A 13,150-nucleotide genomic window follows, 5' to 3' on the forward strand; every position below is an offset into this window, starting at 1 on the left:
CCGGATCAGGCTTTGGCGTCCGCGTCCGCGTCGGCGTCGCCCTCGGTGCCGGTGCCGGTGTCGGTGTCCGGGGCGTGCGTCGGGCGGGGCAGGAACGCGGGAGCCGCCGGGACGGCGGGGCGGCGGGAGCGCAGGCGCCTGCGGAGCAGCCAGCCGAGCGGGGCGAGGACCAGCAGGAAGGGCGCGACGGCGGCCAGGCCCATCAGGAGGGCGCGGAGCAGGGCGACCAGGGCGTGCCAGCCGGCCGACAGGGCGCGGGCGACGGAGGCGAAGAAGCCGGTCTCCTTCTTCGCGGGCTCGACGTACCGCTGGGCGGGGGTCACCAGGTCCAGGGTCACCGTGGACAGCGAGGTGCGGGCGGAGAGCTCCTGCTGCTGGCGCTGCAGGGACTCCAGGTCGGACTCGCGGCGGGTCAGCTCGCTCTCCAGCGACACCACCTCCGACAGGCTCTTCGCGTCGGCCATCAGCGCCCGCACCCGGTCCACGCTGGCCTGCATGGACTTGAGCCGGCTGTCGACGTCGGCGATCTGCTGGGTGAGGTCGTCCGCCTTGCTGGTGAGGCTGAGCTGCTTGCCGAGCGCGCCGAGCCCGTTCAGCACGTCCTGGTAGGACGCGGACGGGACCTTGAGGGTCAGCGTGGACTGCAGGGTGTCGCCGGTGCCGCCGCGCAGGTTCTCCCCGGCGACGTACCCGCCCGCCCCGGTGGCCAGGTCGACCGCCTTGGTGCGGGCCTCGTCGACCGAACCGACCTGCACGGTCAGCTTCGCCTGGTAGGCGATCTGGCGGGCGGCCGCGGGCGCGGCGCTCCCGGCCGTGCTCCCGGCCGTTCCCGTGCCTGTGCCGGTTCCCGTCCCCGCGCCGGTGCCCGTCCCCGTGGTCGGGCCCGCCGCCGGCCCGCCGCCGGGCCCGCCTTCGCCGCGTCCCCGCTCCCGGCCCCGGGCGGCCCCGCCGCGTCGGCCGCCTCCCCGTCCGCCGCCCGGGCGTCGTTCCGGGCCACCGCCGGGGCGCCCGCCGAGGCCGACGAGCCGTCGGAGCCCGCGCTGCACCCCGCCAGCAGCAGGACCGCCGCCACCGCCCCCGCCGCGCCCGCTCTGCGTACCCGAAGGTCCATGTCGCATCCTCCCCGTGTCCCGGGACGGGCCGACCGCCCGCCCCCACGCGGTTGTGACGCGGCGGCCCCCGGAACGGACCCGCACCCCCGGTACCGGATCGATCACGCCGCGGACTCGCCCGGGTCTCGGGCGCCGCGGGGTCGATCCCGGGGATCCGGATAAGGACTGGAAGACTGATCGACATGGCGAAACCTCACGTCGTGGTGATCGGTGGCGGGATCGCGGGCCTGGCCGCGGCCGCGTTCCTCGGGGACGCGGCGGTGCGGGTGACCGTGCTGGAGGCGTCCGGACGCTTCGGCGGGAAACTGCGTGGCGGCGAGGTCGGCGGCGTCCGGGTCGACCTCGGCGCCGAGTCGATGCTCGCCCGCCGCCCCGAAGCGGTCGAACTGGCCCGCCGGGTCGGCCTCGGCGAACGGCTCGAACCGCCCACCACCGCCAAGGCCGCGATCTGGACCCGCGAGGGCCTGCGCCCGCTGCCCGGCGGCCAACTCATGGGCGTACCGGGCGACCTGGACGCGCTCAGGGCCTCCGGCGTGCTCACCCCCGAGGGCCTGGAGCGGGCCTTGCGCGAGCAGCCCGCCGAGATCGGCGAGGACGCCCCGATCGGCCGCTACATCGCCGACCGGCTCGGCCGCGAGGTCGTCGACCGGCTGGTCGAACCGCTGCTCGGCGGCGTGTACGCCGGGCACGCCGACGAGATCTCGATCCGCGCCGCCGTCCCGCAACTGCTCCAACTCGCCGGGCAGGGCGGCAGCCTGACCACCGCCATCGGTGAGCTCGGCCGCCGCGCCACCGCCACCGGCCCGGTCTTCCAGGGCCTGGACGGCGGGCTCGGCACCCTGCCCGGGGCCGTCGCCGCGCACGACCGCGCGCACGGCGCCGAACTGCTCACCGACCACCCCGTCGACGCCCTGCGCCGCACCCCCGACGGCTGGCGGGTCACCGCCGCCGGACGCGAACTCGCCGCCGACGCCGTCGTGCTGGCCGTCCCCGCCCCGCAGGCCGCCGCCCTGCTCGCCGCCGACGCCCCCGGCGCCGCCGCCGAACTCCGGCAGGTCGAGTACGCGTCCATGGCCCTGGTCACCCTCGCCTTCCGCCGCGCCGACCTCGCGGGCAGCCCGCTCACCGGCAGCGGCTTCCTCGTCCCTCCGGTCGACCGGCGCAGCATCAAGGCCTCCACCTTCTCCAGCAACAAGTGGGGCTGGCTGGAGCGTTCCGCCCCCGACGCCTTCCTGCTGCGCACCTCGCTCGGCCGCCACCGCGAGGACGCCGCGCTCGACCTGGACGACGCCGAACTCGTCGCCCGCTCGCTCGCCGACCTGCGCGCCGCCGTCGGCCTGCGCGCCACCCCGTACGACCACGCCGTCACCCGCTGGCGGGCCGGGCTCCCGCAGTACCCCGTCGGGCACCTCGACCGGGTCGCCCGGATCCGCACCCGCCTCGACGCCCTCGGCGCGATCGCGGTCTGCGGCGCCGCGTACGACGGCGTCGGCATCCCCGCCGTCGTCGCCGGTGCCCGGCGGGCCGCCGAGCACCTCGCCCCCGCCACCCCCGGCACCGGAACCACCCGCACGGAAGGGACAATGGGCCCATGACCGAAAGCACTGAGCAGCCCGTGAAGAAGAAGGCCCGCGACCTCAACCAGGTCATCCGCTACACCATGTGGTCGGTGTTCAAGCTCAAGGACGCCCTCCCCGAGGACCGCACCGCGCTCGCCGCCGAGGTCGACGCACTCTTCGAGCAGCTCACCGCCAAGGACGTCGTCATCCGCGGCACCTACGACGTGTCCGGCCTGCGCGCCGACGCCGACGTCATGGTCTGGTGGCACGCCGAGAGCTCCGACGACCTGCAGGAGGCGTACAACCGCTTCCGCCGCACCGGGCTCGGCCGCCACCTGGAGCCGGTCTGGTCGAACATGGCGCTGCACCGCCCCGCCGAGTTCAACAAGTCGCACATCCCGGCGTTCCTCGCCGACGAGAACCCCCGCGAGTACGTCTGCGTCTACCCCTTCGTCCGCTCCTACGAGTGGTACCTGCTCCCGGACGAGGAGCGCCGGGCGATGCTCGCCGAGCACGGCATGATGGCCCGCGGCTACCCGGACGTCCGGGCCAACACCGTCGCCTCCTTCGCGCTCGGCGACTACGAGTGGCTGCTCGCCTTCGAGGCCGACGAACTGCACCGCATCGTCGACCTGATGCGCGACCTGCGCCCCTCCCGGGCCCGCCTGCACGTCCGCGAGGAGGTCCCCTTCTTCACCGGCCGCCGCAAGCCGATCGCCGACCTGCTGGCCGGTCTGTACTGAGCGAGCACCGAATCAGGGGCCCGCGGTAAGAACGGCGGGACGTGACATCAGGGGCCCGGTATGAACGGCGGGACGTGACATCAGGGGCCCGGGGAACGGCGGGTCGATGCTGCTGACGGTCGGAGCCCATCGAAGGTCCGTGCTGCTGCGTGTCTTTGACCGAACCCGAAGCAGATGCGCTGGGCGGCAGTGCACCGCCAGCAGCCACGGGCTCGCCGTTCCCCGAGCCCCTGATTTCGCTCCCCTAGGAGTCGAGGGCCGCGCGCAGCCGGGGGTCCCGGACGGCGGCGGGGCCGGAGATGGCGACGGCGGTGAGCAGTTCGTCGTCGGTGGCGGGGGCGTGCCGGCAGGGGAGGGCGCGCAGCAGGGTCTGGCCGGCGGGGGCGGCCCACGCGGTGTAGGCGTGGACGTCGATCCGGGCCATCAGCAGGGTGCCGCCGGTGAGGACCAGCGGGAGCGCGTACCAGGCGGCCGCGGTACGGGCGGCGGTGCCGTCGGGGGCGGTGAGCAGGACGGTCAGCAGCAGCATCGCCGCCGCCCCGACGAGCGCGTAGCGGACCTGCCGGACCGCCCGCAGGGCGTGGTCCCGGACGACGGCCGGGGTGGCCAGCCCCGCCGAGGTCAGCCGGTCGCCGATGTCGCGGACGGTGGGGTGCGCGGCCAGCACGGTCTTCAACTGGGCGGTGCGGCACTGGCCCTCGGGGCCGATCGCGCCGATCAGCGCCCGCTCCAGGCGGCCGCGGCCCCGCGGGTCGACGACGGTGGTCCAGCCGGTGTGGGCCAGGTGCAGGCGGCCGACCCCGGCCATCCGGACCAGGGCCAGGTCGACCACCCGGGCCGGGCCGCCGGCCAGGTACGCGGTCTCGTACAGGCCGACGCCCGCGGGGCGGTGGACCGGGTGCGGGGTGCCCCCGGCGAGGGCGTCCGCGATCGAGGCGACCCGTACCAGCCGGAGGCAGGAGAGCACCGCGGCGGCACAGGACGGGATCAGCAGCAACACCCACATGCTTTTTGTTCTAGTCCTGTGCGCGCCGGGAACGGAACACGTACCCGGGCCGCGATACCGAACTGTGACTCGTCGGGCGGCTCAGGAACTGCCGCACCCGCCGCCCCCGCAACTGGACCCGCAGGAGCTCGACGACCCGCAGGAGTGCGAGGAGGAGCCGCACGAGTGCGAGGAGGAGGAGCCGCAGGAGTGCGAGGACGACCCGCAGGAATGGCCGCCCGAATGCCCGCCCGAGTGGTGGCCGGAGGAGCCGCAGGACGAGGCGGGCGTCGACCCGCACCACGCCGCCGAGCCCGCGCCCGCGCCGGCCGCGAACTCCGGCGTGCCGTCCGCGCCCGAGCCGCGGGAGGAGCGCCCGGAGCGGGTGGCGGCGGCCGGGCCCTCCAACGCCGCGCGCAGCGCCCGGAGTTCCGGCTTGCGCAGCGACCCGGCGCCGTCCAGGGCGAACGCGCCGACCACCGCCGCGTGCGCCCGGTCCACCTCGTGCGGCCGCCAGGGGCCCTTGCCGCGGACCAGTTGCAGCTGGCGCAGGCCGGCCGGGGTGATCCGGCGCCTCGGGACGCGGGAGGCGACCAGGACGACGACCGTGAGCAGGACGAGCGGGATGAACGGGATGAACGGGGGCGCGGTGGTGTCCCAGCCGGCCGAGCCCGCCCACTGGACGGTGGAGACCGTGCCGAGGACGATCGCGACCAGCAGCGCCAGCACCACCAGCAGGCGGGCCCGCCGGGCGCTGCGCAGCGCGCCGGGGTGGCGCATCAGCCCGCGGGCGGCCAGCCCGTCGCCGATCCGCTGCACCTCCGGGCTGCCCGTCACGGAGGCGCGCAGCACCGACAGGTCGCGCCCGGCCCGGCCGCCGACGGCGGTGATCAGCGTCCGCTCGACCGGGTCGGACGTCCGGTCGTCGGTGACGGTGACCCGGCCGGCCCGGGAGATCGCCACCCGGCCCTCGCGCTCCATCCGGACCAGCGCGGTGTCGACCGCCCGGGCCGGGCCGCCGGCCAGGAAGGCGACGTCCAGCAGCGGCTGGCCGCGACCGGGCAGGCCCTGCGGATCGGTGACCCGGCGGCTGCGCCGGTTGCGGACGGCGGCCAGGGCGAGGGTGAACGCGACGAGCGCGAACGCCAGGACGAACCGGAAGTTCCACATCCCCCGTGATTCCTTTCTCTCGGTGCTGCGGGGTGGTTACGGGTGGGCGCGGGCGGCGCGGGCGCGGCGCGGCAGCAGGCGGCTCCACCGGGAGGCGGCGGGGTGCAGCAGGCGGCGCAGCGCGGGGTGCCAGTGGGCGTCCGGGGCGGTGTCCAGGGCCCATTCGGCGAAGGCCCGGGCGTCGGCGCGGTAGCCGCCGGTGAGCGGCCGGCCGGCGCAGTAGCGGGCGAACAGCGGGGCGAAGTCCGGGCCGAGCAGCTCGGGGAGCTCCGGGGCCAGGTGGCCGACGGTCTCCCGGCGCTTGGCGAGCAGGCCCTCGGCCTGCACCCGCAGCTGCTCCGGGTCGAAGCCGCCGGGGGCGGGGGCGCCGGCCACCAGGGCGGCCAGCAGCTTCTCCTGGCGGTGCGCCAGGTGGACGCGGGCGAGGGCGAGTTCGGCGTCCTCGCGGTCGCGGATCAGGTACTCGTGCTGCTCAGACACGGGCGGTCTCCCTGCGGTGGAGGTGCTGGACGCGGCGGATGGCGTCGAGTTCGGCGGACAGTTCGGCGGGCGGCGGGTACGCGCCGTCCCGCTCCAGCAGCACCCCGGGCGGGTCGGTGCGGGCGCAGAGCCCGGCCAGCACCTCCAGCACGGGCGCGGTGACGGGGTGGGTGTGGGTGTCGTGCCAGACGCCGTCGCGCTCGACGCCCCCGGCGACGTGCACGTAGGCGAGGGCCTCCAGCGGCAGCCGGTCCAGCTCGGCGGCCGGGTCGACGCCGAGGTTGACCCGGTTGGTGTGCAGGTTGGCGACGTCCACCAGCAGGCGGACGCCGGTGCGCTCGACCAGCTCGGCCAGGAACTGCGCCTCCGTCAACTCGTCTCCCGGCCAGGCGAGTTGGGCGGCGATGTTCTCCAGGGCGAGCGGCACCGGCAGCTCCCGCTGGGCGATCCGCACGTTCGCGGCCACCACCCGCAGCGCCTCCCGGGTGCGCGGCACCGGCAGCAGGTGGCCGGCCTCCAGGCCGCCCGCCCGGACGAACGCCAGGTGCTCGCTGACCAGCGGCGCCCCGAGCGACTCGGCGACGGCGGCCAGCCGGGCCAGCCGGGCCGGGTCGGGCGCGGTGGCGTCCCCCAGACCGAGCGAGACGCCGTGCGGGACGACCGTGACCCCGCGGGCGCGCAACTCGGCCAGCGAGGGCGGCAGGTGGCCGGGGCAGACGTTCTCGGCGACCACCTCCACCCAGTCCAGACCCGGCAGCCGTTCCACCACGGTGTCGATCTCCGGGCGCCAGCCGATGCCGGTGCCCAATCGCGGAATATCGGACGAAGACATATTCCACCCCCTCTTCACGGGCTTTTCCGGCCGCGCCGACCCCCGTTGCCGAGGGTGTATCCATGCCGCACCGATGCCAAGCGGGACACCGGAAACTCAGAGCTGAACTTGAGGTTTCACCGCGGCCGGACGAACTTCCGCCCGGGTGGGGGGAAATTCAGCGGCGCACGGACGAACGACTGGCTAACGTGACATGCCTATGACTTCCACGCCGTACCGCATCCGCCCGTTCGCCCCCGCCGACGCCGCCGACGCCGCCGCGGCCTACCGGGCCGGCCGCCCGCACCTGGTCACCACGCCCGAGGTGGTCGCCTGGCAGGCCGAACTGCCGCACTACCACCTGCTGGTGGCCGAACGGGCCGACCGGGTGGTCGGCACCGCCCGGTTCGGGCCGGTGCCCGAGAGCACCACCTCCCACCAGGGCTTCCTCAACATCAGCGTGCTCCCCGAGCACCGCGGCACCGGCGCCGGCACCGCCCTGCTCGCCGCCGCCGAACGGGACCTCGCCGCCCTCGGCGTCCGGGACGCGCACAGCTGGGTCGACGACACCCCCGAGGCCCTCGGCTTCGCCGCCGCCCGCGGCTACCGGCGCAGCGGCCGGGCCGGCCGCTTCAGCGGCATCGACCTCACCGCCCCGCTGCCCCCGCTGCCGCCCACCCCGCCGGGCGTCGAACTGCGCACCGCCGCCGACTTCCTGGACGACCCGTACCCGATCTACCTGGTCGACATCGACGGCACCCGCGCCGAACCCGGCGACCTGGTCCTCGACGACCAGCCGTACGAGGGCTGGCTCGCCGAGATCTGGCAGCGCCCCGACCAGGACCACACCCTCACCGCGGTCGTCCTGGCGGACGGTGAACCGGTCGCCTTCTCCGCCGCCCAGACCGACGGCCACCGCACCTACTGGTCCGCCTTCACCGCCACCCGCTCCAGCCACCGCGGCCGCGGCCTGGCCGGGCTCGCCAAGGCCCACTCGCTGCACCGGGCCAAGGAACGCGGCTTCACCGCCGCGTATACCCAGAACGACGCGGGCAACGCCCCGATGCTCGCCATCAACGCCCGGCTGGGCTACCGCGAGTGCGCGGCGGAGTGGAAGCACACCCGGGCGATCTGCGAGTAGCCGCGCGGCGGGGCGGGCCCCGGCGCGCGCTCCGCGGCCCGCGCTCACGCGACGTCCACGCCGTGGTCGCGGGCCAGGCCGGCCAGGCCGTCGGCCCAGCCCTGGCCGACCGCGCGGAGCTTCCAGCCGTCGGCCGGGTGGCGGTACACCTCGGCGACCAGCATCGCGGAGACCGCCGGGTCGGCCGGCGGGCGGAACACCCAGCGACCGGTGCCGGAGGCGAGTTCGACCGCCGGGTCGACCAGGTCCGCGCAGGTGCCGTCGCCGTCCGCGTCCAGGTTCACCGAGATCGCCACCCGCCGCACCGCGTCCGGGAGCCGGCCGGTCAGCACGGTCGCGCTGCGGTCGTCGGGCCGCAGCGCCACGGCGCCGCCCTCCGCGACGGGCTGGTGGTAGAAGACGAAGTCCTCGTCCCGCCGGACCTTCCCGTCCGCGTCGAGCAGCAGCAGCGTCAGGTCGGCCGCCGCCCCGCCGGCCCGGAACCGGACGCGCACCTCGCCGTCGGGCAGCACCAGGTTCTGACCCGGCGCCAACTCCGTCGCGGGGACGGCGGGGGCGGCGGGGACGGCGGGGAGGGTCGGGGTGGCGGGGGTGGTCGGAGCGGCCGGGGCGCTCCGCTGGGCCGGGACCACCGCCGGGGCCGCCGGGGCCGCCGGGCCGAGCCGTCCCGGCAGGCCCTGCTCGCGGAGCAGCTCCAGCAGCATCGGGCCGTCCACCAGGGTGAGCGGCTTGTTCTCGACGTGCCGCCGGGAGCTGGGGCCGAAGCCCGCCGTGGTCACCAGGATGCCGCGGTTGGCGCCCTGGTGGCGCATGGTCGACTCCAGGTCGCGGACGGCGCTCGGCGGGACGGTCTTCCGGTAGCGCTTGGCCTGGATGACGATCTTCCCGCCGGTGATCGGGTCCGGGTCCTCGGCCAGCACGTCCACGCCCTCGTCGCCGCTGCGCGCGGTGGTGCTGGTGCGCAGGCCCCGGCGGCGGAACAACTCGGCGATCAGCTCCTCGAACTCCAGCGGGTCCATCTCGAACAGGTCGGGGTCCGCGCCGTCCGGGCCGTCCGGGCCGTCCGCGCCGTCCGGGCCGTTCGCGCCTTCTGCGCCGTCCGGGTCCTGCACGCCGGGGGCCGGGGCGGCGGCCGGGACTTCGGCGACGGTGTCGGCCCGCTCCGGCCGGGCGGCGATCCGCCCGCCGAGGGCCTCGACGAAGCAGTCCAGCGGGGCCACCCGGTCCAGCGCGAGCGCCTCGAAGACGGCGCGGTCGGCCTCGACGGCGAGCAGGCAGCGCTCGCCCTCCCGCCCGGTCGCCGGGTCGGTGGCGACCACCACGCCGTTCAGGCCCACCGAGGCCAGCAGCCCCCCGGTATCCGCCCGGAACACCTCCGCCAGCACCCGCAGCGCGCACTGCGCCAGCATCTCGCGGTACAGCTCCCTGCGCTGGGTGGCGGGCCGGGCCACCTCGTCCTCGCGGTCGTCCGAGCGGACGTAGCGGTACCGGCCCACCGCCGGCACCACCTCGTACGGCGGCAGCTCCCAGCGCACCACCAGGCGGCGGGCCGGGGCGTCCCAGGCGGTGTCGCCGTCGGCGGGGAAGCCGTCCGGCCAGTCCTCGCGCCAGTCGACCACCGCCTCGAAGTACTCGGCGACCGCCGCCGCCTCGCCCGCCCGCAGCCGCGCGGCCAACTGCCCGGCCTGCGCGGACTGCCCGGCCAGCAGCCGGTGCCGCTCGGCCGCCCACGCGTCGTACTGGGCGCGGTAGTCGGCGAGTTGGCGCTGCCGCTGCTGCTCGGCCGCCCAGGCGGCCTGCCAGTCGTGCTCGAAGGCGGCCCGGGCCCGCGCGGAGTGCTCCTCCCACTGCCGGCGCGCCCCCGGGTCGTACGCCAGGTGGCCCGCCGGGGGCGGCACCAGGTACCAGGCCTGGTCCGGCATCGGCACCGGCACGCCCAGCGGACCGGGATCGAACGGCGGCACCGCCGGGCGGCCCCCGGCGGCCAGCGAGAACCCGGGGCCGGCCAGCCCCGCCGCCAGCACCCCGCGCAACTCGGCCACCCGCGCGTCCAGTTCGGCGCTGCGCCGGGCGGCGTCCGACTCCCGCCCCTGCTGGTACGCCTTCAGCGCCTCGCGCTCGCCGCGCGCCGCCGTCCGCTGCGCCTCCCGCCGGGCGCGCTCGTTCTCGCGCTGCCGGGCGTCCGCCGCCCTGCGCTGCGCCTCCGCGCGGCGGTGCTGCTCGCGCTGCGCCTGAGCCAGTACCGACCACACCCCGGAAGACCGCCGCCGCGCCACGCCCGCCCCACCCACGTCCAAGACCGTTCGGAAGACGATCAGTCTTCCACGCCGACCGGTACCCGGATCAACCGCGGCCGTACCCTGGCCGGAAACCCCGGACGCGCCCGGTTCCGGGACGCGAGACGGAAGGCCCTCGATGAGCCACACGACGGTGAACGGCGCCACCCTGCACCACGACGAGTCCGGCCCGGCGGACGGCACCCCCGTCGTCCTGCTCCACGGCCACCCGTTCGACCGGACGCTGTGGGAACCGCAGGTCCGCGCGCTCGCCGCGGCCGGGTACCGGGTGATCACCCCCGACCTGCGCGGCTACGGGCGGAGCGAGGTGACGCCGGGCAAGGTGCTGCTCGCCGACTTCGCGGACGACACCGCGGCCCTGCTCGACCGGCTGGGCGTCGAGCGCGCGGTGGTCGGCGGCGTCTCGATGGGCGGCCAGATCGCCATGGAGTTCCACCTCCGCCACCCCGGGCGGCTGCTGGCGCTCGTCCTGTCCGACAGCTCGGCGCCCGCCGAGACCGAGGAGGGCAAGGAGGTCCGCAACCGGATGGCCGACCGGCTGCTCGCCGAGGGCATGGCGGGCTACGCGGACGAGGTGATCGACAAGATGCTCGCCCCCTACAACGTCACCGCCCTCCCCGACACGGCCGCCCGGGTCCTGGCCATGATGCGCGCCACCGACCCGCGCGGCGCCGCCGCCGCCCTGCGCGGCCGGGCCGAGCGCCCCGACTACCGCGAGACCCTGCGCACCGTCACCGTCCCCACCCTGCTGCTGGTCGGCGCCGACGACGTCTACACCCCCGTCGCCGACTCCGAGGCGATCCGGGCCCTCGTCCCGCACGCCGACCTGACCGTCGTCCCCGACGCCGGACACCTCCCCGGCGCCGAACAGCCCGAACGCTTCAACGCCGCCCTGCTGGACTTCCTGCGCACCCGGCTCTCCTGACCGCCGGCCCCTCCCGACAACCCGCGAGGGCCCTCCCCGGCAGGCGGGGAGGGCCCTCGTGCGGTCGCGGCCGCTACTCGGCGGGCTTCAGCGTCAGCGAGATCGAGTTGATGCAGTACCGCTGGTCGGTCGGGGTGTCGTACCCCTCGCCCTCGAAGACGTGCCCGAGGTGGCTGCCGCACTTCTTGCAGCGCACCTCGACCCGGCGCATGCCGAGACTGCTGTCCTCCAGGTACTCCACCGAGTCGCCGGCCAGCGGCGAGTAGTACGACGGCCAGCCGCAGTGCGAGTCGAACTTCGTCTCGCTGCTGAACAGCTCGGCGCCGCACGCCCGGCAGGCGTAGACGCCGACCGTCTTGGTGTCGGTGTACTCGCCGACGAACGGGCGCTCGGTGCCGGCCTCGCGGAGCACGTGGTACTCCTCCGGGGTCAGCTCGGCGCGCCACTCGGCGTCGGACTTCTGGACCTCGTAGCTCACGGCGACTCTCCAGCTCGGACGGGAACGTCAGACAGCAGGTGCAACGTCCGCCAGGGCGGCCAGAATTTCCGGGCCCAGGTTGGTGACGTCGCCCGCACCCATGGTCAGCACCAGGTCGCCGGGGGCGGCCAGCGCGGCCAGCAGCGCCGGGGCGGCTGCGAAGTCGTGCTCGGCCCGGACGTCCGCCCCCGCCCGGCGGGCCGCGTCGATGATCAGCTCGGCGGTGACGCCGGGAATCGGGTCCTCGCGGGCCGGGTAGATGTCCAGCACCACCGAGCCGTCCGCCAGCGCCAGCGCCCGCCCCATCTCCTCGGCCAGCTGCTGGGTGCGCGAGAACAGGTGCGGCTGGAAGACCACCAGCACCCGGCCCGCGCCCGCGGCCTCCCGGATCGCCTCCAGGTCGGCGGCCATCTCGGTCGGGTGGTGCGCGTACGAGTCGATCACCTGCACGCCGCGCGCCTCGCCCTTGAGCTGGAGCCGCCGCCGCACCCCGGTGTACGCGCCCAGCGCCTTCGCCAGCCCCTCCGCCGGGACGCCCAGCGCGACGCCCGCGGCCAGCGCGGCGACCGCGTTGTGGGCGTAGTGCCGACCGGGCACCGAGACGGTGAAGACCAGCCGCTCGCCGCCCAGCTCGACCGTCACCTCGCTGGTCATGCCGCGCGCCGCGACCTCCAGCACCCGCACGTCCGCGTCCTCGGCGGCGCCGACCGTCACCACGTTCAGCCCCTCCCGGCCCGCCACCCGGCGGGTCAGCTCGCGGGCGCCCTCGTGGTCGGCCGAGACCACCAGGGTGCCGCCGGGCTGGATGCGGCCGACGAAGGTCTCGAAGGACTCGTAGATCTCCTCGATCGACGCGTAGTTCGCGTGGTGGTCCAGCTCCACGTTCAGCACGATCGCCACCTCGGGCGCGTACTTGTGGAAGCTGCGGTCGCTCTCGTCCGCCTCCGCGACGAAGATCTCGCCCGCCCCGTGGTGCGCGTTCGACCCCGGCGCGTCCAGGTCGCCGCCGATCGCGTACGAGGGCTCCAGGCCCAGCTCGCCCAGGCTGACCGCCAGCATCGAGGTGGTGGTGGTCTTGCCGTGCGTGCCGGCCACGGCCAGCGCCCGGCGCCCGCCCATCAGCGCCGCCAGCGCGTCCGACCGGTGCACCACCGGGACGCCGCGCTCCCGCGCGGCCACCAGCTCCGGGTTGTCGGCGCGGATCGCGCTGGAGACCACCACGCTGCTCGTCCCGGCGGGCAGGTGCTCCGCGGCGTGCCCGACGAACACCGTGGCGCCCAGCTCGCGCAGCGCCCGCACGGTCTCCGACTCCTTCGCGTCGGAGCCCGAGACGGTCGCGCCACGCACCGCGAGGATCTTCGCCAGGCCGGACATGCCGGCGCCGCCGATGCCGATGAAGTGCGGGGCGTGCAGGTCGTGGGCGGCGTCGTTCAAGGCTGGCTCCGTACG

10 protein-coding genes and 1 pseudogene are annotated in these 13,150 nt (G+C 76.0%); 4 read left to right on the forward strand and 7 right to left on the reverse strand.

Annotated elements, in window-relative coordinates:
- Window positions 1-5: 5 nt before the first annotated feature.
- Window positions 6-1,118 carry a DUF4349 domain-containing protein gene (locus HUT16_RS25685; RefSeq protein WP_303392101.1) on the reverse strand — a complete coding sequence of 371 codons (1,113 nt, stop codon included), beginning with the start codon at window positions 1,116-1,118 and terminating at the stop codon, window positions 6-8.
- Between the two features lie 176 nt (window positions 1,119-1,294).
- Here HUT16_RS25685 and hemG point away from each other — a divergent pair, with 176 nt between their 5' ends.
- Entirely contained in the window at window positions 1,295-2,707 is a 1,413-nt protein-coding gene (gene hemG / locus HUT16_RS25690) for a protoporphyrinogen oxidase (RefSeq protein WP_176190415.1), read from the forward strand.
- Window positions 2,704-3,414, forward strand: coding sequence for a hydrogen peroxide-dependent heme synthase (gene hemQ, locus HUT16_RS25695; protein WP_176190416.1), 711 nt, complete (start codon window positions 2,704-2,706; stop codon window positions 3,412-3,414). Before hemG ends, hemQ begins: the two co-directional genes overlap by 4 nt.
- Before the next feature lie 244 nt (window positions 3,415-3,658).
- Here hemQ and HUT16_RS25700 read toward each other — a convergent pair whose 3' ends face one another.
- The 3 genes and pseudogenes from HUT16_RS25700 to HUT16_RS25715 all read right to left on the reverse strand — a co-directional run bounded on the left by HUT16_RS25700 (window position 3,659) and on the right by HUT16_RS25715 (window position 6,881).
- A complete protein-coding gene (locus HUT16_RS25700) occupies window positions 3,659-4,420 on the reverse strand; it encodes a TIGR04222 domain-containing membrane protein (protein WP_176190417.1) in 762 nt (253 codons plus the stop codon).
- Between the two features lie 81 nt (window positions 4,421-4,501).
- Window positions 4,502-5,569, reverse strand: coding sequence for a TIGR04222 domain-containing membrane protein (locus tag HUT16_RS25705; protein ID WP_176190418.1), 1,068 nt, complete (start codon window positions 5,567-5,569; stop codon window positions 4,502-4,504).
- Window positions 5,570-5,605: 36 nt separating this feature from the next.
- Window positions 5,606-6,881 (reverse strand): annotated as a pseudogene (locus HUT16_RS25715) (DUF692 domain-containing protein).
- A gap of 199 nt (window positions 6,882-7,080) precedes the next feature.
- Between HUT16_RS25715 and HUT16_RS25720 the strand changes: the two are divergent.
- A complete protein-coding gene (locus HUT16_RS25720; protein ID WP_176190421.1) occupies window positions 7,081-8,001 on the forward strand; it encodes a GNAT family N-acetyltransferase in 921 nt (306 codons plus the stop codon).
- A 44-nt stretch (window positions 8,002-8,045) separates the two neighbouring features.
- On the opposite strand, the gene HUT16_RS25725 is transcribed toward HUT16_RS25720, so the two are convergent.
- Window positions 8,046-10,253 (reverse strand): restriction endonuclease, encoded by a 2,208-nt coding sequence (locus HUT16_RS25725; RefSeq protein ID WP_176190422.1) that lies wholly within the window; start codon window positions 10,251-10,253, stop codon window positions 8,046-8,048.
- Between the two features lie 163 nt (window positions 10,254-10,416).
- On the opposite strand from HUT16_RS25725, the gene HUT16_RS25730 reads away from it, so the two are divergent.
- Window positions 10,417-11,223, forward strand: coding sequence for an alpha/beta fold hydrolase (locus HUT16_RS25730; protein ID WP_176190423.1), 807 nt, complete (start codon window positions 10,417-10,419; stop codon window positions 11,221-11,223).
- A gap of 73 nt (window positions 11,224-11,296) precedes the next feature.
- Here the strand turns inward: HUT16_RS25730 and msrB are convergent, their stop codons facing one another.
- The gene (gene msrB / locus HUT16_RS25735) at window positions 11,297-11,701 is read right to left on the reverse strand and encodes a peptide-methionine (R)-S-oxide reductase MsrB (RefSeq protein WP_176190424.1); all 405 of its coding nucleotides are present in this window, start codon (window positions 11,699-11,701) and stop codon (window positions 11,297-11,299) included.
- Window positions 11,702-11,728: 27 nt separating this feature from the next.
- Window positions 11,729-13,135: a UDP-N-acetylmuramate--L-alanine ligase gene (murC, locus tag HUT16_RS25740; protein WP_176190425.1), complete on the reverse strand. Its 1,407-nt coding sequence runs from the start codon at window positions 13,133-13,135 to the stop codon at window positions 11,729-11,731.
- Window positions 13,136-13,150 lie beyond the last annotated feature (15 nt).

Origin of the sequence: Kitasatospora sp. NA04385 (assembly GCF_013364235.1) — a bacterium.
Lineage (GTDB): Bacteria > Actinomycetota > Actinomycetes > Streptomycetales > Streptomycetaceae > Kitasatospora.

Bases quoted from the DNA above. Each gene is read 5' to 3' on its own strand.
- HUT16_RS25685 (WP_303392101.1), bottom strand. From the start codon at position 1,118: ATGCGACATGGACCTTCGGGTACGCAGAGCGGGCGCGGCGGGGGCGGT.
- hemG (WP_176190415.1), top strand. From the start codon at position 1,295: ATGGCGAAACCTCACGTCGTGGTGATCGGTGGCGGGATCGCGGGCCTG.
- hemQ (WP_176190416.1), top strand. From the start codon at position 2,704: ATGACCGAAAGCACTGAGCAGCCCGTGAAGAAGAAGGCCCGCGACCTC.
- HUT16_RS25700 (WP_176190417.1), bottom strand. From the start codon at position 4,420: ATGTGGGTGTTGCTGCTGATCCCGTCCTGTGCCGCCGCGGTGCTCTCC.
- HUT16_RS25705 (WP_176190418.1), bottom strand. From the start codon at position 5,569: ATGTGGAACTTCCGGTTCGTCCTGGCGTTCGCGCTCGTCGCGTTCACC.
- HUT16_RS25720 (WP_176190421.1), top strand. From the start codon at position 7,081: ATGACTTCCACGCCGTACCGCATCCGCCCGTTCGCCCCCGCCGACGCC.
- HUT16_RS25730 (WP_176190423.1), top strand. From the start codon at position 10,417: ATGAGCCACACGACGGTGAACGGCGCCACCCTGCACCACGACGAGTCC.